At 59.4% G+C, this 22,077-nt stretch carries 14 protein-coding genes; 5 read left to right on the forward strand and 9 right to left on the reverse strand.

The genetic code is table 11. The features are described from left to right. Positions 1-16 precede the first annotated feature (16 nt). The 3 genes from ACLD1X_RS00745 to ACLD1X_RS00755 are packed head-to-tail and all read left to right on the forward strand — an operon-like array spanning position 17 to position 3,485. Positions 17-1,159, forward strand: coding sequence for a DUF4350 domain-containing protein (locus ACLD1X_RS00745; RefSeq protein WP_429365921.1), 1,143 nt, complete (start codon positions 17-19; stop codon positions 1,157-1,159). After that, on the forward strand, positions 1,156-2,157 hold the full coding sequence (locus ACLD1X_RS00750; RefSeq protein ID WP_429365708.1) for an AAA family ATPase: 1,002 nt from the start codon (positions 1,156-1,158) through the stop codon (positions 2,155-2,157). Before ACLD1X_RS00745 ends, ACLD1X_RS00750 begins: the two co-directional genes overlap by 4 nt. After that, on the forward strand, positions 2,154-3,485 hold the full coding sequence (locus tag ACLD1X_RS00755; protein WP_429365709.1) for a DUF58 domain-containing protein: 1,332 nt from the start codon (positions 2,154-2,156) through the stop codon (positions 3,483-3,485). The genes ACLD1X_RS00750 and ACLD1X_RS00755 overlap by 4 nt, the downstream gene beginning before the upstream one ends. Positions 3,486-3,519: 34 nt before the next feature. Here ACLD1X_RS00755 and ACLD1X_RS00760 read toward each other — a convergent pair whose 3' ends face one another. The 6 genes from ACLD1X_RS00760 to ACLD1X_RS00785 all read right to left on the reverse strand — a co-directional run bounded on the left by ACLD1X_RS00760 (position 3,520) and on the right by ACLD1X_RS00785 (position 15,395). Continuing rightward, entirely contained in the window at positions 3,520-4,050 is a 531-nt protein-coding gene (locus ACLD1X_RS00760; protein WP_429365710.1) for a hypothetical protein, read from the reverse strand. 73 nt (positions 4,051-4,123) lie between these two features. Then, a complete protein-coding gene (locus ACLD1X_RS00765; RefSeq protein ID WP_429365922.1) occupies positions 4,124-8,269 on the reverse strand; it encodes a neuraminidase-like domain-containing protein in 4,146 nt (1,381 codons plus the stop codon). 81 nt (positions 8,270-8,350) lie between these two features. After that, positions 8,351-13,453, reverse strand: coding sequence for a Tc toxin subunit A (locus tag ACLD1X_RS00770; RefSeq protein WP_429365711.1), 5,103 nt, complete (start codon positions 13,451-13,453; stop codon positions 8,351-8,353). Between the two features lie 333 nt (positions 13,454-13,786). Continuing rightward, the gene (locus ACLD1X_RS00775; protein ID WP_429365712.1) at positions 13,787-14,146 is read right to left on the reverse strand and encodes a hypothetical protein; all 360 of its coding nucleotides are present in this window, start codon (positions 14,144-14,146) and stop codon (positions 13,787-13,789) included. Positions 14,147-14,418: 272 nt separating this feature from the next. After that, a complete protein-coding gene (locus ACLD1X_RS00780) occupies positions 14,419-14,778 on the reverse strand; it encodes a PilZ domain-containing protein (protein ID WP_429365713.1) in 360 nt (119 codons plus the stop codon). A 233-nt stretch (positions 14,779-15,011) separates the two neighbouring features. Beyond that, positions 15,012-15,395 carry a tetratricopeptide repeat protein gene (locus ACLD1X_RS00785; RefSeq protein WP_429365714.1) on the reverse strand — a complete coding sequence of 128 codons (384 nt, stop codon included), beginning with the start codon at positions 15,393-15,395 and terminating at the stop codon, positions 15,012-15,014. Between the two features lie 242 nt (positions 15,396-15,637). Between ACLD1X_RS00785 and pyk the strand changes: the two genes are divergently transcribed. After that, on the forward strand, positions 15,638-17,089 hold the full coding sequence (gene pyk / locus ACLD1X_RS00790) for a pyruvate kinase (protein WP_150703008.1): 1,452 nt from the start codon (positions 15,638-15,640) through the stop codon (positions 17,087-17,089). 189 nt (positions 17,090-17,278) lie between these two features. On the opposite strand, the gene ACLD1X_RS00795 is transcribed toward pyk, so the two are convergent. Genes ACLD1X_RS00795 through ACLD1X_RS00805 form a run of 3 tightly spaced genes read right to left on the reverse strand, consistent with a single transcriptional unit; the run spans position 17,279 to position 20,092 of the window. Next, complete coding sequence (locus tag ACLD1X_RS00795) at positions 17,279-18,028, reverse strand: enoyl-CoA hydratase-related protein (protein WP_429365715.1); 750 nt, start codon at positions 18,026-18,028, stop codon at positions 17,279-17,281. Positions 18,029-18,057: 29 nt separating this feature from the next. After that, positions 18,058-18,993: an iron-sulfur-binding ferredoxin reductase gene (locus tag ACLD1X_RS00800; protein ID WP_429365716.1), complete on the reverse strand. Its 936-nt coding sequence runs from the start codon at positions 18,991-18,993 to the stop codon at positions 18,058-18,060. Beyond that, positions 18,986-20,092, reverse strand: coding sequence for a GGDEF domain-containing protein (locus ACLD1X_RS00805; RefSeq protein ID WP_429365717.1), 1,107 nt, complete (start codon positions 20,090-20,092; stop codon positions 18,986-18,988). The genes ACLD1X_RS00800 and ACLD1X_RS00805 overlap by 8 nt, the downstream gene beginning before the upstream one ends. Before the next feature lie 291 nt (positions 20,093-20,383). Here ACLD1X_RS00805 and ACLD1X_RS00810 point away from each other — a divergent pair, with 291 nt between their 5' ends. After that, positions 20,384-21,907 (forward strand): fumarate hydratase, encoded by a 1,524-nt coding sequence (locus ACLD1X_RS00810; RefSeq protein WP_429365718.1) that lies wholly within the window; start codon positions 20,384-20,386, stop codon positions 21,905-21,907. Positions 21,908-22,077: the final 170 nt, after the last annotated feature.

Consider the following 22,077-nt stretch of genomic DNA (forward strand, 5'->3'; position numbering starts at 1 on the left):
CCGACGCTGGGGGGCGATGGCCGGGGCACTGATCGCCGTGCTGGTGGCTGCGTCGAGTGTTTATCTGTACCTCAAGGCCACCCCCTACCAGCGCGAAATCGACCACGGCCCCTCACCGCAAGCCCAAGCCAACCCTTATCTGGCCGCGGAACTCTTTCTGCGCAAGCAAGGCATGAGCGTCGACCACGCCAATGGTCTCGACGTCCTGCCCAGCCTCGACCCGCATCAACACAGCCTGCTGTTGCTCGGTGACCGCTACAACATGACGCCACGACAGACCGACCAGGTGATGAACTGGACCCGGGCCGGCGGGCGGCTTCTGTTCGTCGCCGAGTCGCTGTGGGATGAAAAACTCGGTCATAGCAACGACCTGTTGCTCGATCGGGTGCAAGTGCAGCAGTTCCTGAGCAAGGACCTGAAGGCTCCGCCACCCGATGTCGGTGAAGATCTGTACCCGCAATTGACCAAGCTCTATCTGGAAGACGAAGACGCCCCGGCCTATGCCGGTTTCGATACGGCGTTCCATCTCGAAGACCCGAAAAACCTCGCCTGGGCCTGGGCCAACAGCGCCAGGGCCACGCACATGATGCAACTCGATCACGGGCTCGGCTCGATCATCGTGGTCACCGATGCCGACTTGTGGAAAACCCCGGCCATCGACCAATACGACAATGCCTGGCTGCTCTGGTACCTGACCGCCGACACCCGCGTGACACTGATCTTCAACACCGACCACGACAGCCTGCCGACCTTGCTGCTGCGTTATTTTCCCCAGGCGCTGGTCGCGTTGCTTGCCCTGATCGGCCTGGTTTTCTGGCACTTTGGCGTACGACAGGGGCCATTGCTGGAGCCGGCACCGAAAGCACGCCGACAACTGCAGGAGCACCTGCGTGCCAGTGCCGACTTCCTGTTGCGCCGCAACGGTCAGGTCAGCCTGTTGCAAGCCTTGCAGCAAGACATCCTGCGCCGTGTGCGGCGGCGCCATCCCGGCTTTGAACAACTCGGCGTTGCCGAGCAATGGCTGGTGCTCGCACGCCTGACCGGCCAACCCACACGCGCTATCAGCCAGGCCATGAGCCCGCGCCCCCCGCAACGGCTTTCCAGCGTTGAGTTCAGCCGTCAGGTCGCCCATCTGCAATCCTTGAGGAATGCCCTATGAGTCAACCCATCGAGCCCGACGTACCGAGCCATGCCGCTCAACAACGTCAGCGTGCCAGCTACCTGGCCCAGGCCGTGCGCAATGAACTGCAAAAAGCCTTGATTGGCCAGGACAGCGTGATCGACGACGTCTTGACTGCGCTGATCGCCGGCGGCCATGTGCTGCTCGAAGGCGTACCGGGTTTGGGCAAGACCCTGTTGGTGCGCGCCCTCGCCCGTTGTTTCGGCGGCGAGTTTGCGCGCATCCAGTTCACCCCGGACCTGATGCCCAGCGATGTCACCGGGCATGCCGTGTATGACTTGCAGACCGAGCAATTCAAACTGCGCAAAGGCCCGCTGTTCACCAACCTGTTGCTGGCCGACGAAATCAACCGCGCCCCGGCGAAAACCCAGGCGGCGCTGCTCGAAGCCATGCAGGAACGGCAAGTCACCCTCGAAGGCCGTCCCTTGCCGATTGCGCAACCGTTCATGGTGCTCGCCACGCAAAACCCGATCGAGCAGGAAGGCACTTACCCGTTGCCGGAGGCCGAACTTGACCGTTTCATGCTCAAGGTGCGCATGGATTACCCCGACGCCGAACAGGAGTTGAACATGGTGCGTCAGGTCAGTCGCTCGACCCGGGCGGACATGCTCGATGTTCAACCGATGCGCACGTTGTTGCAGGCCAAGGATGTACTGGCACTGCAACGCATCGCCAGCGACCTCGAGCTGGACGATCAGGTGCTCGACTACGCCGTGCGCCTGGCCCGCTCCACCCGCAACTGGCCCGGCTTGCTCCTCGGCGCCGGCCCGCGCGCGTCCATCGCGCTGGTGCGATGCGCCCGGGCCCGTGCGCTGCTGCGCGGCGGTGACTTCGTGATTCCGGATGACATCAAGGGTTGCGCCCTGGCCGTGCTGCGCCATCGTGTGCGCATCGCGCCGGAGCTGGACATCGAGGGCCTGGATGTCGATCAGGTGCTCCAGCAGATGCTCGACCAAGTGCCGGCGCCACGCCTGTGAAACCGTCGCGCCTGATGCTCGCCTGGCTGTTGATCCTGCTGGCCTGCAGTATTGTGTCGGGCACTTTGCAGGCATTGGAGTTCACGGTTCCGGCGAATCTCATGGCGATCAATTGGGGGTTGCTCCTGGCGCTGCTGGCCCTGGCCCTGCTGGATGCTGTTCGCGTGAAGCGCCTCCCTTCGCCCCGGCTGAAACGCCAGTTGCCCGGCAGCCTGGCGCTGGGCCGATGGAGCGAGGTGCAACTGACCCTTGAACACGACTTTCTCCAACCGCTGAACGTACAAGTCTTCGACCATGTGCCAGCCGGCCTGAGTTTCGAAAACCTGCCCCTGACGGTCGAACTGCAACCCGGCCAGCACAGCCTGGCGGGTTATCGCCTGCGTCCGCTCCAGCGTGGCCATTTCAGCTTCGAACGCTGCGAAATCAGCCTGCCAAGCCCCTTGGGGCTCTGGTCGGACAGACGCTTGCTCGAGCTGCCCGACGCCACCCGCGTCTACCCCGATTTCGCCCGTCTCTATGAAGGGCAATTGCTGGCGGTGGACAACTGGCTCAACCAGCTTGGTGTACGCCAGAAGCAACGGCGGGGCCTGGGCCTGGAGTTCCATCAATTGCGCGAATTTCGCGAGGGTGACAGCCTGCGCCAGATCGACTGGAAAGCCACCGCCCGCCAGCGCACGCCGATTGCCCGGGAGTATCAGGACGAGCGCGACCAGCAGATCATCTTCTTGCTCGACTGCGGCCGGCACATGCGCAGTCAGGATGATGAGCTGTCGCACTTCGATCACGCCCTCAATGCCTGTCTGTTGCTCAGCTACGTCGCGCTACGCCAGGGCGACGCGGTGGGACTGAGTACCTTTGCCAGCGAACAGCCGCGCTACCTTGCACCGGTAAAAGGCACCAGCCATCTCAACACACTGCTCAACAGCGTTTATGACTTGAACAGTACCCAACGCAGCGCCGACTATCAAGCGGCGGCAACGCTACTGCTGGCGCGGCAAAAACGCCGGGCGCTGGTCGTGCTGGTGACCAACCTGCGGGATGAGGACGACGATGAATTGCTCCCGGCGGTCAACCGCCTGAGCCAGCAGCACCAGGTGCTGGTCGCCAGCCTGCGCGAAGACGTGCTCGATACCCTGCGTCAGTCACCGGTGCAAACCTTGCCCGAGGCGCTGGCCTATTGCGGGACCGTGGACTACCTCAATGCACGCGCTGAACTCCATGAGCGCTTAAGCGCTCATGGCGTATTGATGATGGATGCACGGCCCGGGGAGTTGGGCCCGGCCCTGGTGACGCAGTATTTAAGCAGGAAGCGGGCCGGAGCTGCGTAGGCAGCTGGCGGCATCCCCCCCACGCATCGACGGATTAAGGCTCATAAGTCCGATCGTCAACCTTGGCCCAGGCCAACTCCAGGGGTGCGAGATGCAGTTGAACGTCGAGGTCGGTCATACGTAAACCGTTCGATCCCCCCAGGCTGGAACCATGCAACTCGAAGGTCATGTCATTGTCAGCCGCCACGACCGTGAGCCCATAGGGCTCAAAGGGATTCCACTCTGCCAGAGGTTGATCCGGAATTTTCCCGCTCAGATCAATGGAGTCCGCAACCCCGGTCCCCGATCTGACGACCACTTTGGAATTTGCCCCCTCACCGTAGTTTTCATATTGAAAGCTCAGCCGATACCAGGCGTTCGCCAGTTGCGCAGTGGTGAGCGGAGCCGTATCGAAAGTCTGGGTAACGGCGGCCTCGCCATTTATCATCAGATAAAAGCCATACTCCGGGTCCGCGAATGTCCGCGCAATGCCCTTGCCATTGAAATGCGTCCAGTGCTCCTTCCAATCGGAGGAAAACCTGCCGTCTGCAATCAGGTTGCGGCCTCGAATTTCGTCATTGCTCATGATGCTTTCACACCTCTGTTGATCCATGATTCCTGAATCGACACCACGTCACCCAGGCACTGTTGAAACGACGTCAATCCCCCAACTTATCCAGCACAGCCTCGGTGTAAGCCGTCCCCCCGGCCTTCGCCAGGTACCGCACCTGCACAATGATGTCGGTCAGGCTTTCGATCAGGGCCTTTTGCTGCTCTGACGCATGCCGCGGAAAGTGCAGTTGCCACCTCGAAACAGCCCCGGTTCCTTCGAATGGCAAGTAGCGCTCATCACCAAACATCAGCTGGTGCAGGCCGGCATCATCCAGGCCACTGCTGATGCCCACTTGCTGATGACTGCGCAGGTTGAGCAGGATGTCGGCCGGAGGCATCTGGTCGCCGTCGCCATACAGGTAGTCGAGTGAATCGACACTGGCTTTGAGCACCGTGGTACTGGCGGTTTGCGTCAACGTCGCGCGCACATCCTGATAAGGACCCAACACCACAGGCAACGACAGCGCCACCGTTGTGATCTGTCGGCAGTAATGGCCGGGGTAATCGCTGTCGAACAACTTCTGGGACAGCTCGAAATCCAGTTTGCCCTTGCCGAGTTCTGCCAGTACCTCTTCCCAGGTTTTAGCTGATGTGAATTGTCCCTTCTCGAACAGGTCACGCAGGGAAATGGTCTTGGTGAGCTCCAGTCGTCGCTCGTTGCGATTGAGGAAATCCCGCTCCAGGCGCAACAAGTCGAGCAGCATCGATTCACCGGCGCTCAAACCATGCCGGTTGTCCATCCAGACATTGGGCCGAATGACCCGGGTGTCGAAATCGCCCATTTCATACTGCCAACTGGCTTCGGCGCTCAGGCACAGGCCCACCACAGCGTCATAGGCTTGGAAGTACAGCGTGGCCATCTGGCTCAGCAACCAGCGGTAGAGTTCGACGTTGGTGGCGCGGGTTTTGTAGAAGGAGTAAAGCTCCTGGGCCTGCTCGTTGGCTTTTTGGGTTTGCAGCAGGCTGGCTCGAGCGGCCTTGAGTGTGTGTTCATGCGCTTTGAGCTGTTCGTCAATGACCCGCAACTCGCTCTTGGCCTGGGCCTCGGCGAAGCTCCATTCCTGGCTTCGACGCAGGTAAAAAGCGGTTCGCTGGAAAACTTCACCTGTCGCATACGCCGTGGCGCCCAATATCGATAACGCCGTACCCACTGCCTTCACCGGTTCCCCACGATCCCCCCCCTTGGTACCGGCAAGCAACGCTGGGCCGAGCCCACCTGCAGTCCCGGCGAGTGTTTGCTCCTTTATGGTTGCATTGATAAGCGCGCCAGCGGTTGCAGGAATAACAGCCGCAGCGCCCAGCAGCTTGCCAGTCAGCCCGATCGCATCCCCGGCTATTTCCAGCACCAGTAACGGGTCAGCATTGAGGTCCTCATAATGCCTGGCCCGCTCCTGAATCATCTTTTGACTTTCTTTCAACGCCGCTTCCGACGACTCCAGTTGTTTGATCGTCTCTTCCTGTATGGTCCTGGCATGGCCGCCCAACGCAATCACATGACTCTGCTGCAACTCCTCCAGTTGCCCGCGATCACGCAGCTCCATCAATTGGCGAACCTCGCGACCAAACCCGATAAGCGTCTGCACCGCATTTTGCGCGGTGGCCAGCATGGTCCGGAATCGATAATGCGGAATGTTCAGCCAGCCGCCCGCACTGCGCGCGGCCCCCGAAGAACCACCCGCCTGGGCACGTAGAAGATCGAGTGGATTGGTCGGCGGGGCGTACAACGCCAGCGACATCGGTTTGCCATCGATGGTCAGGTTATGTCGCATGTTCCACAGGCATTCATCGATGTACTTCCAGATACCCAGCAACCGATCATTGGTAGCCGGACGGAATTCATCCAGTGCGAGAATTTCGAAGTCAGGTGTTCCCTCTACCCGCGCGGGCAGGTTCGCCACATTGACATCCAGTGACTGGGCGAATGAAAGAAGTGAAGAGGTGCCGGTAGCAGCAGTGGGTTTGAGGATCTGATCAGCGGATTTTGGCACCCAATGGCTCATCGCTTTTGCGGTGGGGGCGTTGCCCATCAGCGACAAGGCCCGCACATACTGCAGTTTCGCCGCCGCCAGGCTGTCACGGGTCAGCCGCCGATAGAGTGAATCGGCGTGGGCAATGATGCAGCGCACATAGGCGACAAAAATGGTTTTGCGGTAGTGGATGCGCTTGGAAAAGGCAATCGCATCGGGGTCCACCAACCCCAGGGCTTCAAAGCCGATATCGCCTTTTTCCAGCAATGGGCGACACCACCAGTAGCGGTCGCTCGGATTGACTGCTCCCGGACGCTGCTCGCGAATGTGCGGGTTGAAGATGTACTGATACCAGCGTTGCGATTCATGGTAATCGCGTGCCTCGCACAGACGATGGGCGATCAGGAACGGCAAGTGGAAGAACAATTCCCAGTAAAAAGTGCCGTGGGCACTGTTGAAGTCGATGGGTGCGGTGGCGGGCGTAACACCGGCCGGTTGAGGCTCAAAGGTGTTCTGGGTTGCCCAGGACAATACCTCGTCGATGGAAATGGCGGCTTTGGCTACCAGCTCCGGACCAAACAGGGAGTTGAGGCGTATCCATTTGAGCCGGGTCAATGCCAGTGGCTGAATATCCAGGAACTGTGCACCGGTTGGCTGTTTACTGATCAACGGAACAGCGCTGGCATTCGGGGTCTGCTTGATCACGATGTCATAGCGGTCGCGGCCATAACTACCATCGGCACTTTCCCCCCACACGACACTCAAGGTCTTGCCGACCGGTTCGCCGGTCCAGCGATATTCAATCCAGGGGGTTTGAAACCAGCCCTTCAATTCGCTCAACGCTTCCCACTTGCCTGGTGCGACCGTTGCACCATCCTTCACTTTCAAGCCCAGCGTGACGGTCTCCGGCTTCTGCAGCACAGACAACGTATTGTCGCTGCCCGCCAATGGCAGGTACTGACTACCTGCCAATATGGAAAAACCGGCCCCGCCTCTGATGTGTCCGGGGCTTTGCAACGACAATATTTCCCGTTGCCGATGAGAAAGTACGATGTTCTTTTTGACGGATACCCAACCATTGGCCGAAGCGAACTCATTCGCCTTGAAAGTCGCCAATGCGACAGGCTTTCCTTCAGCGTCATCCAGGCACAATGAAAAATCGAATCCCGATTCGGATTGATGGAAACAGGTCACCTTGATGCCTTTGGTTCCGACCCTGGATACTTCGAAGAAGGTGAGATGCTGTGCCACCTGCTGTTGAGCGACCAAGGCAATGTCCTTCAACTCGTACTCGGGCCGGGTCAAATCGCAGACACCTTGTACCTGCAACACATTTTCAGTCGCAAGGGCACCGTCGACCACGGTTTGCCGGCTGCTGAAATTGATATTCAACGAAAGGAACTTGCTCAGTGTGCCATCTCGCGTATCGTCGACAGCGGCAACGCTCGATGCCGGTACGCGCGCCTGAGTGATCACGGCCGCTTCACTGAGCAAGAGCTTGTGCTGCAAACCGTATTGGTTGGCAAAACGACCGTTGGCCAACACTTTAAGGCTGGCCATGTTGGGCGGTTGCGGCTCAAACAAGGCGTTGCGTGCGGCAAACATCCAGCCCTGTTCCTGCTCGTTCTGCGCTGTCGCCTGCTGCATTGGCAAATCTGTGGTGGTGAAGCACACCGCCAACAGGTCATCGACGTCTTTTCTAGCGCCCGCATAAGTTACAACCACCAAACGAGCGGACTCCACCGATGCCTTGGTGAACTCCTTCGTGCCCAGGCTCGACGGCGTTGACCAGATCCCGTTCACGGCAAGATAAGACAGTTTGGCTTCAACCTGCCAAGTCCCTTCGGTGATCACTTCATTACCGTCGTTGTCTTTCGCCTTCGTGTCCTGGGCTTTGATCCCCTCAACCTGAACCACCATCAATCGACCGGCAAAAAACACCGGCCGGATCGCCAGCACGGTTGGCGCGGCAGGGATATCGATGGGCTTCCATTCGGTCCACGCGGCCGGGTTCAAAAACTCACTCGCGTCATTCAACTCAACATGGGCCTTGCGCCAAAAATAACCGAAGGGTTGAACCCGTTGCCGACCGATGAAGTAATAATCGGAGTTTTTGAAATTCGTTCCTTTTTCAGTTCCATGTCCCTCGGTACTGTCGATATAAGCCGAAATCAAATCGAGGTTGCATACTTCTTCGAACCGTTTCAGATGCTCATAAAGCGCCATTTGCACCGATGCATCGTTGAGACTCGCTTGCCCGTGAAAAAACTCGCGGTATTCAAGACAGTTACCGCCTCCGAAACTCGATCACCCCCTGTCGACAACAACAATCTCATGGCCGTAGCCCATCCAGGGGGAGTTCACGGCACCGACCTTCAAAACGGCTTCAAGAAAATGTGTGCCAACGGCCAAGGGGGGCTGAAGCTGAACCCGCCAGTGCCCGTCCGAACCAACGATTCCCGCGGCATACACCGTTCCGACATTAGACTTGCACACATTGATTTCCGCTCCGGGCAACCCCACCCCTTCAATCCAGGATGCAGGACCTACTTTTGCTTTTACTACCGGTCTCACTATCGCCGCTGCGGCAATATCGCCGTTTACTGTCACCCGAACATCCGGTGCCCAAGCCTCGGTCGTATCGATATGCCGCTGTTTCACCGAAATCACATGCGGCCCCATCGACAGCGGCTCAGGCATCCGCACCGACCACTGACCGTCATTCCCCACACTGGTACGCGCCAACAGTGGCCCGTCACGGCCTTCGAACACATAAATCTGCGCCGATGGACTGCCAGTACCTTTAAGCAAGGGCTGAACTTCCACGGTGTTGCCATTGACGGGATACGACAGCACTGGTGGCGGTGCATCCAGCCGCCCCGGCAATACCAGGCGCTGGTCGAGGCGATTGCAGTAGAAGGTCAAGTCGAAGGCGCCATTGCGCAGGTCCTTGCAATCGATACTCCAGCTGAGTTTCTTATTGCTGCCAATGGTGACGTAGGCCCCGGTGGCCGGGCTGAAGATCATCCCCAGGCCTTTGGCCGAGAAATCACCGTTCCAGGCCAACATCGCCCGGGCGTCCTTGAGGTCGACCGACGCTGGCAGGTCGAATTCGAGTGTGTATTGATGCCCGCGGATAAACGTCAAAGGCGCCTGGTTGATAACGACTTTGGTTGTGGTGTCGGTCAGTTGGTAAGTCCACTGAATGGCCGGAACGACTTTGAGATTGAATGTGCGTGTTTGCTCTTCGGTGCTCTTGAGCCTGGCGGTCACGATGTAGTCCCCCGCTGCATCCGCCTCGAACGCAAAGGTCGAACGTCCCAACGCATCGGTGGAGATGTCGACCAGTGTCGGATTGCCCCCTCCGGTTTTTTGCACCTTCCATTCAACCGGACTATTGGTTATCAATCTGGACTGGTTGTTCGCTTCCTCCCGCACAGTGACCCACAACAACGTCGGCGTACCCGAGCCCGCTACCGGGTACAGGTAGTCAGTAGACTCACCATGGATCACTGCCGTTTTCGCCACGTAAATATCAAGTCGCTGCTCTCCCATCTCGACCTTGGCGATGTAGGTCTGGTCTCCGGCGGTTGGCGTGGCCTCGGTGTACTGCGCAACCCCATCGGCCGATGTAGTGCCCTCTCCGAGCTTCGTCTCTCCCTTGAAGAACTCGACTTTCACACCAGGCGACGGTTTCTTGGCCAAACCGATAACGTGACAACTCAAAACAAGTGGTTGCCCGACGACAGCCATCGAGGTTGCCTCCAGCAGTTTGATAAACGGCTTGTCAACAAACGTGATGTTGTTGATGACCAGGGAGTCCTTGGTGCTGTAGCTCGTCACCAGGCTGGCCTTTTCCACCGGCTCCATACTTCTGACTTTGGTACGGGCATAACCCTGATCGTCGGTCAGCACCACCAGCGGATCGGCAACCACACCTTTCCCGGCGAATGTCACGGCACGGCCGCGCCCCGGATTCCCGTGTGTATCGACAAGCTGAACATACACAGGGAAAAACGCCTGTCCGCCGGCCGGGAATGTCTCGTCTTTTCCCGGATCCTCAGTGCTGTCGAGGCTGAAGCCCAGCGAGAACTCGTCGCAATCGATCAGGATTTTCGGTGCGTACACCGTTTGAGCCAGACCGTAGGTGCCTTTCACTTGCACGGCGCCCATCCAGGATCCTTTTTCCGGCTTGAAGCGAATCACCGCACGCCCCTCATGATCGGTGACAGAGACCGACTCCATCAGCCCTGGACGATCACTGCTCCAGGTCACGGTGATATTCGGCAATACCTGATTGGTCAGGTCGCGCAACGTCAATTCAACCAGTGCGACTTGATTACTCACATTGGCAATCAGGGTGTCGTTGATACACCTGATGTCGTGCGTCACGCTCTGGCCGATTTCACCGAATACCTGAGACTGGCCGTGCACAGCCGATTCGGACAAACATTCCAGTACATGTTCGGCGGCACTGCGGCAGGCATGTTTGTCGCTGTCCGGGGTGAGTGTGCCCAAACCGATAATGGCCTTGGCATCGAGCCCGCTGCCGGATGCCAAACCTCGAATGCGAATCAATGTGTCGAGGGCTAACAGATCACGCACTACCGGCTTTGATGGATTGAGATAGAGAATGCACTCCAACACCTCCCTTACCCCCCACTTCACGACTTCCGCCAGCTTGCTCGCTGCCGAATCACGAATCAGGCGCAGGTCCTCCGGTGTCAGATAGGTGGGCAAGGCGTTTACCAGTTCCAGGTAATGCAGCAGTTTTTCTGCCGGCTGCCCGGTAAAGGCCACCATTTGCTGAAACAGTGTCAGGTAATACAAGGAACCGAGGGAGATCGTCTCCGGATGCCTGAGGCCGAGCCACTGCCAATTCTGCCGGGTGGTCAGGGCGACCAGCATTGCGGAACTGAGCCCCAGTTTTTGCACGACGTCTGCGCGCTGCACCAGATGCGCCAGCAGGTTTAACACCTCATCACCGACATTGACCTTGTCAGCGCCCGAAATCACTGCTTCCAGCGCCCGGGTGGTCTCAAGCAGCAACAGGTAAACACCACCTTTGTTGACCCATTTGAGTAACGGCAGCACCAGGTCCTGGGAAAGGCTCAGGTACACGGACAAGCTTTCCTGAACCACCGCATTCTGCGCGTCCCGAGCCTGCAGTAGCAGAGCCAGGATCACTTCACAAACCCGTTCGAAGTCTTCTTGCGGAACCTGCGCCAGGGTCACCGCCGCTTCAATTTCCCCACGTGCCAGCCGTTCGTAGTCATCCGTTTCGCCCGTGAGACTCAACACCAGTCCATTCAGATCGACGACCTCTTCGAGCAGTTCCAGCCACCCTTCATAATTGTTGTTATGGGGGGGCACACCTGCTGCCCTCAGCGCCTCTTCAGAGAACCGCACCGGTTGCAGGCGCTTGTGCAGTTCCTGCAACAGCGTCGTGTCGGCTTCGGTGGCCAGGGGTGGAGCAATCCTCGGGGTGACATGCTGCACCAGCCAGGACACGCTCAACTCATTGTCCTGACACCATTGAACACAGGACTGCACGGCATGCATCACGCTCAATACATCGCCGTTACTGCTGGCGCCACTGACCCGCAAACGGGACTCGCCCAGCACCCGCTGCAACAGCTCACTGCCACCCTTGTCACTCAAGGCCTCCAGCAACGCCCCCAGTTCAATCGCGCTGATGCCAAGAAAAGCGGCCAACAACACATGGCGATAAATGGACGAGAGCACCGGCAAGCTGCACTGCAATTCGTCCGTCAGGTTGTGACTCTTGGCCACGAACCGAGCCATATAGCGCCAGGCTTCCTGGTTGATCCCCAGACTGCTGCAAATCTGATCGACGATGCGTTTGTCGGCACGGGTCTGCGGGTCGATCGAGAAGTTGGCGTTATCCAACGTTAAAGGCGTGTCAAACAATGCCTGAACATTGAAGATCCGATCGAATTGTGAGGGCTCTTCCCCCCGACCATAAGGAGAGATTTCGTCAATCAACGCAGCGAATTGCTCGGCAGAGCACTTGAAGCGCAGACGAAACTCCTGGAACAGACCGATGGCCCGAAGGGTGTTGTTGGTGATCCGCTTCGGCGCATTCGCCAGGTCTTGCGAATCGACGAGGTCGGCCCGTTGCTCAGCCCGGATTGCGGCCATGACCAGACGATCAGTTTGCTCCACCGGCAATTTCAACCAGCGGCTCAGACGCAACATCCGGCTCATGCGCTCAAAGCGGTTATCGGTACTGTTTGAGAATTTGCGCGTGCCATTGGCTGGCGTACTGAGGTCCATCGCAGCCGTTGCACCATCGTTGATGAACGCTGAGCCAAAAACCTTGGGGGAGGCCGCGGGTACAACGCCCGTGGCGACGTTGTCCGACAGTTTGGGTAAACAGTCTTCGATCGACAAAAAAGACGTGAGCGTCTGCGCATCGATCGAGGTCTGGGCGCAGAAGTGCACCGAGTCCTTCAATGCCTCCCCAGTGGAGCCAAAGTCTCTTTTGTAGAACGCTGCTTTGTCCGGGTTGTTTGGAAACAGAAAGTTTTCCAGCAGGATACGTTGGCCCTGCGGTCCGATATTGCAGGATTGACGCAGGGCAATGTCCGAAAGGTTTCCCTGAACCCCCGATTGCTTGAAATACGGCGCCGTCAGGTCAATGGCCCGCACCACTTCCCCCAGCGACAACTTGTTCTCTTCCAGTACCTGCTTCCATTGTTCCGCATACCACTCGAACGGCATGGTGCGAAATGGAAAACGCGTTTCCAGCAAGCGGTCATCGACCACTTTGTCGTCTGCGTTCGCAGGGGCAGGATTTTTATCGATGAACGATTTGATGATGCTTTCCAGCACCTCATTGACCAAGGTCACCGTCGGCTTGATCTGGAACATGCTCACTGAGTCAATAACAAGGTCGTCCAGCTCCGGTCGCCGATCATTCAGCTTGATGAGTCCGGTCCCGCCTGCCGCACGACGTTCCAGGTCCCGGGCCAGCATGACCAGCCTCACGAAATAAGCCGCTGGCGAGATGCTCGAATCCGGACTTTGCGAAGGGCTGGCACCCTCCCAGTCGGGATCGAACAAATCGTCGAACGTCGGCGTATCCACCAGCGCCCGGATTCCGGTGCGATGCAAGGGATTGGGCGGTGCATGAGTCACCAGACGCTGCTCACGGAACTCGCGAGCGGTATGCACCGCAAGACTCCGGGCCTTGTCCAGCAACGCCTGAGCGGCGCGACTGTGCAGCCCGAACGTCTCCACGACTTCTTGACGCCCCAACTTCAGCAGGTCGAAAACCGAACCGCCTTCAGCGACGAAGCGCTCGTAGCTGCTTTGGACGGCGGGCTCGTCTGTGCCCGGCGTCAGATCCAGGAGTTGTCTGAGAGGCGAGGTCGAGTCGTTGCTCATTGTAAATCTCCTACAAACCAGGGAGTGGCGCCTCGGCGGCACGGAAGAGAGAAGTTGATTGCGATTGCCCTTTGGCAACTTTGTACGCCAACCACGAGCAGACAGACACCTGTCATAATTGACAGTCAAGACGAACGGTAGAATTACGATGACATTCTCGGACCTGTACAAGCCAGGCAGGCAGGCAGGCAATGCATGACTTGGCGGGCCCAGGCACCTGATGGTGATGGAGCTGCCGGGAAGGTGGAGTTCAAAGAGACGAGGTCGGTCTCCGCCGAGGGGTATGTCGGGTAAAGGCACTGACCTCATCGATGTCCGTTCGATATCTCAGAGTTACTCGGGCGGAGTTTTCACATAGAACCAACCAGTGTCGTACCAGGGAGTTTCACCTCCACCAGTCATATCCTCTCTCAACCAACTAAATCGATAATGCAAGGCATGAGGACCTGTAGGTAAATCCTGCAAAATCGAATAAAAGTAGCCAGGCGTCATCTCTGACTTTTCAGGTCCCTGAGTCTTGAAATGCAGGTCAACCCACGCAATAGGACCGGAGTAGGCTCCCGATCCTTCAACCTTAACAGGCGATGCATAGACGCTGCCCCCCCTGGGCGAATCCGGCAGCCACTCAGCCTTTGGAGTAATGGGATCGCCGACATCGGTGGTCGCTGCAATTGAATCGGAAATAGTTGCCATTGGAACGCTCCTTATCGGTCGCAGCGCTCCCGGGTCGGGGGCTGTCGCTTCTATTTAGCGCTCAGAAACAATGCCTGCCTACTGTCATACATTACAGGTAGGACGTTAAACTGCCAGAATCGGAACGCCGTTGGTCTTATTATGTGTTCCGTTGCCTGTACTGACGCCTTCGCGAGCAAGCTCGTTCCCAAGATTTGATCAGAGTCATGCACAGAAATTGTGTAGACAGGAGAATATGGGAGGCTCGCTCGCGAAACTTTTAGAGCGTCGATTCACGCAGACGCTGGCAACGGCAGAAAACTGAAATACTGCTTCAACGCCTCCACCAGCTGCCCATACTCAGGCGGTGCCCGTTGCAGGCTGAACCCGGCGTCGTAATGTTGGGGAGTCACGTCTTCATGGCACCACAGGCAACAGGCTTGCAGGTCGATGATCCGCTGGCCACCTTCGCTGGCGGGAATTTTCAGGCGCAGGTTGAAGTCCGCACCGATCATCATCGGCAGTTGGCTGATCAGCATCAGCCCGTCTTCGGAGACATTGCCCAGATAGCCGATGGGTTTGCCGGTGATGCTGTTGAAGACTTTCAGGAAGTACGGCAGTTGATGCCGCTCGATTCGGCGGTCGGTGAACATGTGAAATTTCGCTATGCAAGGCTCTTAAGCAGAGCCGCACTACTGCTTCGGAACGGGTACGCATCAAGTCTTTGCCCGCTCTCCCCGTTTCCGGTGCGCCAGTCCTGGCGGCGCAGAGTTTTGCTTGTGCCGGTCACAGGTGTTGCCCCGATTCAGTGCCAAGGCCCCAGAACCGGTTTCTTCGACTATAGCTCACCCCCGCCGGGGAGCCAGCGGTGGAGTGATACCTGCCATCAGAACTGCGTCGGTTTTGCCACTGCGGCACTGCGCGTCGGGTAGTGGCCCAGGCTCTGCAAGGTTTCCAGGCGGGCATGGGCGCGGTAGGCATATTCGCTTTGCGGATACGAGGCAATAATGAACTGGTAGGTCTGGGCCGCGTCGATAAACATCATCTGCCGTTCCAGGCACTGGCCACGCATCATCGACACTTCCGGCCACACGTAAGGCCGCGCGCGGCTGTCGCGTTCGACCTTGGACAACTCGAGCATCACTTGCTCGCAATTGCCCCGGTCATAGGCGCTGTAGGCATTGTTCAAATGATGGTTCATTGCCCAACGGGTGCAGCCCGTGGCACTGAGGGCACCAATGGCAAGGGCAGCAATGAGTACGAATCGCATGGGGGATCTCCTGTCTTGAACCCTGTATCGACCCATGGTCGGAAATCTTCAGGCTATGGAAGCGAGAAGTTGCCTGACTCTTTATAGAAGGCATTAACCAGGTTCTTCAAAAAACCAGGCTCTTCAAAAAACCAGGCTCTTCAAAAAAACCAAGCTCTTCAAAAAAAGTAGTGCAGACGAACAATGACTACACCCTCGGAGCATAGTAGCCTCACTCAGCGCTTGAACTCAGGAGTCTTTGCATGTCCGTCCGTCGTACCAAAATCGTCGCCACCCTTGGCCCGGCCAGTAACTCGCCGGAAGTTCTCGAACAGCTGATCCTGGCTGGCCTGGACGTCGCCCGCCTGAACTTCTCCCACGGCACCCCCGACGAGCACAAGGCTCGCGCGAAGCTGGTGCGTGACCTCGCTGCCAAGCACGGTCGCTTCGTCGCCCTGCTGGGTGACCTGCAAGGCCCGAAAATCCGTATCGCCAAATTCGCCAACAAGAAGATCGAGCTGAAGATCGGTGATCAATTCACCTTCTCCACCAGCCATCCGCTGACCGAAGGCAACCAGCAAGTGGTCGGCATCGACTACCCGGACCTGGTCAAGGATTGCGGCGTGGGCGACGAGCTGCTGCTCGACGACGGTCGCGTGGTGATGCGCGTCGATACCGCCACGGCCACCGAACTGAACTGCACTGTCACCATCGGCGGCCCGCTGTCCGACCACAAAGGCATCAACCGTCGCGGTGGCGGCCTGACCGCTCCGGCCCTGACTGAAAAAGACAAGGCTGACATCAAGCTCGCCGCGGAAATGGAAGTCGACTACCTCGCCGTGTCCTTCCCGCGTGACGCCGCCGATATGGAATACGCCCGTCAACTGCGCGACGAGGCCGGCGGCACTGCCTGGCTGGTGGCGAAGATCGAACGCGCCGAAGCCGTGGCCGATGACGAAACCCTCGACGGCCTGATCAAGGCGTCCGACGCGGTGATGGTTGCCCGTGGCGACCTGGGAGTGGAAATCGGCGACGCCGAGCTGGTGGGCATCCAGAAGAAGATCATCCTGCACGCACGCCGCCACAACAAGGCGGTGATCGTTGCGACCCAGATGATGGAGTCGATGATCCAGAACCCGATGCCGACCCGCGCCGAAGTGTCCGACGTGGCCAACGCCGTGCTCGACTACACCGACGCCGTGATGCTCTCGGCCGAAAGTGCCGCTGGCCTGTACCCGCTGGAAGCCGTTCAGGCCATGGCGCGTATCTGCGTCGGTGCCGAAAAGCACCCGACCAGCAAGACCTCCAGCCACCGCATCGGCAAGGAGTTCACGCGCTGCGACGAGAGCATCGCGCTGGCGACCATGTACACCGCCAACCACTTCCCGGGCGTCAAAGCGATCATCGCCCTGACTGAAAGTGGCTACACCCCGCTGATCATGTCGCGCATCCGCTCCTCGGTGCCGATCTACGCGTTCACCCCACACCGCGAAGCCCAGGCTCGCGCGGCCATGTTCCGTGGCGTGTACACCATCCCGTTCGATCCGGCTTCGCTGGCACCGAACGAAGTCAGCCAGAAGGCGATCGACGAGCTGGTCAAGCGCGGCGTCGTAGAGAAAGGCGACTGGGTCATCCTGACCAAGGGCGACAGCTACCACACCACCGGCGGTACCAACGGCATGAAAATCCTGCACGTTGGCGACCCGATGGTCTGAGTGACCGCTCGCTGAAAAACAAAAGCCCCGCCATGTGAATGGCGGGGCTTTTTGCTTTCTGATCCAACAGGTGTGTTGTCTGATCGGGCCCCTTCGCGGGCAAGCCCGCTCCCACAGGGATTGGGATTCGCCGCAAAAACTGTGGGAGCGGGCTTGCCCGCGATGAGGCCGGTACAGTCAGCGAAAGATTCAATGCCGCTTGATGAACCCGGTCAACGCCGCCAGCGCTTCCGGCGAACGCAGCCGCTGGGTAAACAACGCCCCCTCCTCTTCGATCACCTTGCGCAACAACTCGCGATCCGGCGCCTTCATCAATTGCTTGCTGATACGCACCGCTTCCGGTGCAAGCCCCTCAAAGCGCAGCGCCATCTCCCGTGCCTTGGCCAAGGCCTCTTCGCCACTGCCCAGCGCCTCGGACGCAATGCCCCACGCTGCAGCCTGCTCACCCGTGAAACCCTCACCGAGCAGCAACAGTTCCGCCGCCTTGGCGTGCCCGACCAGGCGCGGCAGGAGCAGACTGGAACCAAATTCAGGGCATAAACCCAGGTTGACGAACGGCATGCGCAACCGCGCATCCCGGCTGACATACACCAGATCGCAATGCAGCAACATCGTCGTGCCAATGCCCACCGCCGCTCCAGCCACGGCGGCGATCACCGGTTTGCGGCATTCGAGCAGATTGAGCATGAACTGGAACACCGGGCTGTCGAGGCCGCTCGGCGGTTGCTGGATGAAATCGGCGATGTCGTTGCCGGCGGTGAAACATTCGGCGGAGCCTGTGATCAGCACCGCGTTGATCCCGGGGTCGCTGTCGGCCAGTTTCAACGCTTCGGCCAGGTGGCTGTACATGGCGCGGGTCAGGGCGTTTTTCTTGTCCGGGCGATTCAGGCGCAGGGTCAACAGGCCGCGTTCGCGTTCAACTTGGATGGCATCGGTCATGGCAGGTCTCGCGTCTGAAAAGTCAGCGCTCAACCACGGGGCAGGAACACATCGGCCAGCAGTTGATTGCGCGGCAATCCCGCCAGGTACAGACGCCGGGCGAAGGCGTCGACACTGTCGGGGGCTCCGCAGAGTAAGGCCAGGGTTTGCCGCGAAACAAGCCGCAGTTGCGCCAAAGCCGCTGGCAACTCGGCCGGGGTCCACAGTTCGACACTCAAGTTCGGACGGCTGGCGGCCATGGCTTGCAGAGGCTTGGCCAGGTAGTGCTCATCGGCATCATGGGCCAGGTGAATGACGCGGATGGCGCCTTGATGATCGTGGCGCAGCGCTTCGCGCAATACGCCAAACAACGGCCCCAACCCGGTGCCGGCCGCCATCAGCCACAAAGGCCGGGTGTGCCAGTCAGGGTCGTAATGCAAGGCACCGCCGCGCAGTTCACCGAGACGTACCGGATCGCCGATGCGCATTTGCCTGGCGGCATCGCTGAATTCCCCGGGCTTGCGGCAATCGAGATGAAACTCCAGAAAACGGTCTTCCTGCGGCAGGCTGGCGAGGGAATACGGCCGCGCCACGCTGCCCGCCCACAACACCAGGTGCTGGCCGGCGCTATAGCGCAATGACCGCTGCGGTATCACCCGCAAGCGCAGCACGGTGGCGCTCAGCCAATCGACTGCCGCGACCTCGGCCGGATGACCATCGAGCAGCGGGTCGAAGGCATGCACTTGCAAGTCCTCGACCACCTGGCACTGGCACGCCAGCCGCCAGCCCTGTTCACGTTGTTGTGCACTCAGGGCATCCGGGCGGCTGTCACTCGGCAGGCCCCGTACGCACTGCACCAGGCACGCATGACAACTGCCGGCGCGGCAACTGTAGGGCACCGGCACGCCGTTCTGATTCAGCGCATCGAGCAGGTTGCTGCCCGCCGCCACCGACCAGTGGCGCTCGCCAACCCGCAGTTCAGGCATCGACGTTCTCCCACGCTGCCGCACATCGGTTGCGGCCATCGCGCTTGGCCCGATAGAGCGCCTGATCGGCCCGTTGCAGCGCTTCATCGAGGTCGTCACCCGGTTCCAGCAGCGTCATGCCGGCGGACAGGCTGAGGTTGCGCACATTCAGCCCGATCAACTCGACATCGGTGAACGCGATGCGCAGCCGTTCGCAGCACGAAGTCAGACTGTCGGCATCACAATCGGGCAGCAGCACCACGAACTCTTCGCCGCCGTAGCGAGCCAGTACGTCACCGTCACGCAGGCACGCGGTGGCAACGCCGGCAAAGGCTTGCAGCACCTGATCGCCAGCGGCATGGCCGTGCAGGTCGTTGATGCGTTTGAAATGGTCGAGGTCGATCAACGCCAGGCCATGCATGACACCCACGTCCATGGCGTTCAACTCGCGCGAAGCCAGGCGCAGGAAATGCCGGCGATTGAACAGCCCTGTGAGCTCATCGGTGGCCACCAGGTCTTCGAGCTGACGCATCATCCCGCGCAACGTGTCCTGGTGCGCCTGCAACGCAAAACGCCGCTGGCGCATACGCTGGCGCGATGCCTGGACATGGCGGGCATACAGCACCAGCCACACCAGCACGATGAACAGCACGCAGACCTGCAACACCGCCATGGCCGGGTCAGGCAGCTGGAAGTGGTAGCCCTCCCACAACGTGATCGCGCTGAAACTGAAAAACACCAGCAGCGCACATCGTACAAAAGACCGGCGTGACAGATGGAACAGGCCGAACAGCAGGATCAGCACGTAAAACACCAGAAACGCGCCCCGGGCTGCATCCAGATGAGCGCTCAGCCAGGTTTGCCAGCCCAGCCCCAGCAGCACTTGCGCCTCGGTCAGGCTGGGGTCGGCGAAGCGCAGGTTGTAGCCGCTGTAGAACACCGCGAACAGGATGGCCTGGCTGACCCCTACCAGTACGCTGCCGATGACGACACTGGAAAGCGGTGCGTTGTAGTGACCGGTAAAAAACGCCAGCCACAGCAACAGCAATGCCAGGGCATAGGTGCCGGCCGCGAGGGCGAAACGTTTGAGCAACAGGCGCTGGATGGCGTTATGGGTCAATCGTTGATTCACCAAATGAAAGGAGACTGACAGAGCGTCCTACTCTACAGACCGTATGTCACTTTAGTGGCGTGACCGATAAATGACCATTCAATTTTCGGGATGCCCCTATGCGACCAACGATTGACTGCCGGCGCGTGTGCCTGCCCGCGAGGCGCGGTATACTGCCGCGCCTTTTTAGCGTCGCGCCAGCATGCCCGGCGTGCCTTGAAAGGTGCTTGCAACCGACCGATGCACCCAAGCTGCAAGCACCTTAATTGAATGTTCCCGTCTTTTAGAGGAGCGCGACTCATGACCGTGATCAAGCAAGACGACCTGATTCAGAGCGTTGCCGACGCCCTGCAGTTCATTTCCTATTACCACCCCGTGGATTTCATCCAGGCGATGCACGAGGCCTACCTGCGCGAAGAATCGCCAGCGGCCCGCGACTCGATGGCACAGATCCTGATCAACTCGCGCATGTGTGCCACCGGCCACCGCCCGATCTGCCAGGACACCGGTATCGTCACCGTGTTTGTCCGTGTCGGCATGGACGTGCGCTGGGATGGCGCCACCATGGGCCTGGACGACATGATCAACGAAGGCGTGCGTCGCGCCTACAACCTGCCGGAAAACGTCCTGCGTGCCTCGATCCTCGCCGACCCGGCGGGCGCTCGCAAGAACACCAAGGACAACACCCCGGCCGTTATCCACTACTCCATCGTTCCGGGTAACACCGTGGAAGTGGACGTGGCGGCCAAGGGCGGCGGTTCCGAGAACAAGTCGAAGATGGCCATGCTCAACCCGTCCGACTCGATCGTCGACTGGGTCCTGAAGACCGTTCCGCAAATGGGCGCCGGCTGGTGCCCACCGGGCATGCTCGGCATCGGCATCGGCGGCACCGCCGAGAAAGCCGCGGTGATGGCCAAGGAAGTGTTGATGGAATCCATCGACATTCACGAGCTCAAGGCCCGTGGTCCGCAGAACCGCATTGAAGAAATGCGCCTGGAGCTGTTCGAGAAGGTCAACCAGTTGGGCATCGGTGCCCAGGGCCTCGGTGGCCTGACCACCGTGCTCGACGTGAAGATCATGGACTACCCGACCCACGCCGCCTCCCTGCCGGTGTGCATGATCCCGAACTGCGCCGCCACCCGTCACGCGCACTTCGTGCTCGACGGTTCCGGCCCGGCCTCGCTGGAGGCGCCACCGTTGGACGCCTACCCGGAAATCGTCTGGGAAGCCGGCCCGTCGGCCCGTCGCGTCAACCTCGACACCCTGACCCCGGAAGAAGTGCAAAGCTGGAAGCCGGGCGAAACCGTCCTGCTCAACGGCAAGATGCTCACCGGTCGCGATGCCGCGCACAAGCGCATGGTCGAGATGCTGAACAAGGGCGAAACCCTGCCGGTGGACCTCAAGGGTCGCTTCATCTACTACGTCGGCCCGGTCGATCCGGTCGGTGACGAAGTGGTTGGCCCGGCTGGCCCTACCACTGCGACGCGGATGGACAAGTTCACCCGTCAGATCCTCGAGCAGACTGGCCTGCTGGGCATGATCGGCAAGTCCGAGCGCGGCCCGACCGCGATCGAAGCGATCAAGGACAGCAAGGCCGTGTACCTGATGGCCGTCGGCGGTGCCGCTTACCTGGTCGCCCAGGCGATCAAGAAGTCCAAGGTGCTGGCGTTTGCCGAACTGGGCATGGAAGCGATCTACGAGTTCGAGGTCAAGGACATGCCGGTCACCGTTGCGGTCGACAGCAAGGGCGAGTCCGTACACATCACCGGTCCTGCCATCTGGCAGAAGAAGATCAGTGAAAGCCTGGCGGTGGAAGTGCAGTAAGCACTGAGAGCGCTCAACAAGAACCGGTCTGCGGGCAACTGCAGACCGGTTTTTTTACGCCTGATAAAGCAATGGGAGGCTGAAGCTCAAGCATCGTTTGTTCTAAAAAATCCCGACTGACCTGTCAGATCTGACAGGTTACAGCCGCCCGTGTCGCTGATAGCTTGAAC

Origin of the sequence: Pseudomonas sp. 18173, assembly GCF_050432945.1 — a bacterium.
Classification (GTDB): domain Bacteria; phylum Pseudomonadota; class Gammaproteobacteria; order Pseudomonadales; family Pseudomonadaceae; genus Aquipseudomonas.

Excerpts from the sequence above, each read along its gene's own strand:
- ACLD1X_RS00745 (WP_429365921.1), top strand. The coding sequence starts at position 17 with ATGGCCGGGGCACTGATCGCCGTGCTGGTGGCTGCGTCGAGTGTTTAT.
- ACLD1X_RS00750 (WP_429365708.1), top strand. The coding sequence starts at position 1,156 with ATGAGTCAACCCATCGAGCCCGACGTACCGAGCCATGCCGCTCAACAA.
- ACLD1X_RS00760 (WP_429365710.1), bottom strand. The coding sequence starts at position 4,050 with ATGAGCAATGACGAAATTCGAGGCCGCAACCTGATTGCAGACGGCAGG.
- ACLD1X_RS00765 (WP_429365922.1), bottom strand. The coding sequence starts at position 8,269 with ATGGCGCTTTATGAGCATCTGAAACGGTTCGAAGAAGTATGCAACCTC.
- ACLD1X_RS00770 (WP_429365711.1), bottom strand. The coding sequence starts at position 13,453 with ATGAGCAACGACTCGACCTCGCCTCTCAGACAACTCCTGGATCTGACG.
- ACLD1X_RS00775 (WP_429365712.1), bottom strand. The coding sequence starts at position 14,146 with ATGGCAACTATTTCCGATTCAATTGCAGCGACCACCGATGTCGGCGAT.
- ACLD1X_RS00780 (WP_429365713.1), bottom strand. The coding sequence starts at position 14,778 with ATGTTCACCGACCGCCGAATCGAGCGGCATCAACTGCCGTACTTCCTG.
- ACLD1X_RS00785 (WP_429365714.1), bottom strand. The coding sequence starts at position 15,395 with ATGCGATTCGTACTCATTGCTGCCCTTGCCATTGGTGCCCTCAGTGCC.
- pyk (WP_150703008.1), top strand. The coding sequence starts at position 15,638 with ATGTCCGTCCGTCGTACCAAAATCGTCGCCACCCTTGGCCCGGCCAGT.
- ACLD1X_RS00795 (WP_429365715.1), bottom strand. The coding sequence starts at position 18,028 with ATGACCGATGCCATCCAAGTTGAACGCGAACGCGGCCTGTTGACCCTG.
- ACLD1X_RS00800 (WP_429365716.1), bottom strand. The coding sequence starts at position 18,993 with ATGCCTGAACTGCGGGTTGGCGAGCGCCACTGGTCGGTGGCGGCGGGC.
- ACLD1X_RS00810 (WP_429365718.1), top strand. The coding sequence starts at position 20,384 with ATGACCGTGATCAAGCAAGACGACCTGATTCAGAGCGTTGCCGACGCC.